Here is a 1,173-nt window from a genome sequence, read left to right as displayed (position 1 = left end):
AAATGATGCCATTACCCTGGGGCTGCATGGCTGTGGTATTGGTGCCGGTGATGAAGTGTTGCTGCCCGCTCATATGCCGATCGCTACCCTCTTGGGCGTGGTGCGCTCGGGGGCGACGCCGGTTCTCGTCGATTGCCATCTGGAAACCGGCCTGATGGATTTGGTGGCAGCTGAGAAGCTGATTACGCCCAAAACCCGTGCTATTATTCCTGTTCATCTCTATGGACAGATGGTATCGCCGGTGCAGCTTTTGAGCCTGGCCAGCACCTACGATGTGATGATCTTTGAAGATGCTAGCCATGCTCCGTTTGCTGAGCGAGATGGCTATCGGGCTGGTTCTGTGGGCATGGCAGCGGCGTTTAGCTTCCATCCCACCCGCAATCTATCTGCCCTAGGAGATGCGGCGATGGTGGTGACGCGGGAAGGGATTGTGGCTCAGACGGTGCGATCGCTCCGTAACTGTGGTGCACCCCGCAAACACTACCACACGGATATTGGAGCCCAAAGCCGTCTTGATACTCTGCAGGCGGCTATTCTTAGCGTCAAGCTGCCCTATTTACCGGCCTGGACGAACGAACGCCAGCACCTAGCCCAGTTCTACGACCAATTGCTTGTCCCTTTGTTGGATCAAGGGATTTTGCCCTTGGAAAATCAATGTGGGGCAGGGCATGCTTACCAGTCCTACGTTGTGCGGATTACTCAATCCTGTCCTCTAGACCGTGCTTCTATGCAGATGGAATTGGCGGCCCAGGGCATTCAGACGTTGGTTCACTACCCAGTTCCGGCCTACCTCCAGCCGGCGTTCAAATATTTGGGCTATCCGCCTGAATCGTTTGCCAATACTGAACTGTTGTGTCAAGAAGTCCTCTCTCTGCCGCTCTATCCAGGTCTGGAGCAAGCACAAGTGCAGCGAGTGGTGGATGCGATCGCGTCCCTAACCCGCTTTTCCTATAGCGTTGAACAGCATGACTGATGCCTGTACAGATCCTGTACAACTGATCCTGTGCAATTGATTGCCTGCGCAACTAACTAGAGGCGCTGGTGTAAAACCGTAGGGCAAAACGCCAGAAGCGATGGGAGATCCAGAAGAGTCCCATGGACAGCAGCGCTGAACCTAGAACCCACCAGCTCGTTGCTCGGTTGAGGATCATCTGGGCGGGGACGGTGGTGAGA

1 protein-coding gene is annotated in these 1,173 nt (G+C 55.1%); it reads left to right on the top strand.

What is annotated here, in order from left to right:
• A partial coding sequence (locus V6D20_19095; GenBank protein ID HEY9817888.1) for a DegT/DnrJ/EryC1/StrS family aminotransferase occupies positions 1–973 on the top strand: 973 nt, incomplete at its 5' end.
• Positions 974–1,173 lie beyond the last annotated feature (200 nt).

The organism is Candidatus Obscuribacterales bacterium, from assembly GCA_036703605.1.
Taxonomy (GTDB): Bacteria; Cyanobacteriota; Cyanobacteriia; order RECH01; family RECH01; genus RECH01.
The sequence above is the reverse complement of the archived record's forward strand: the minus strand, read 5'-3'. Positions and strand labels throughout refer to the sequence as shown.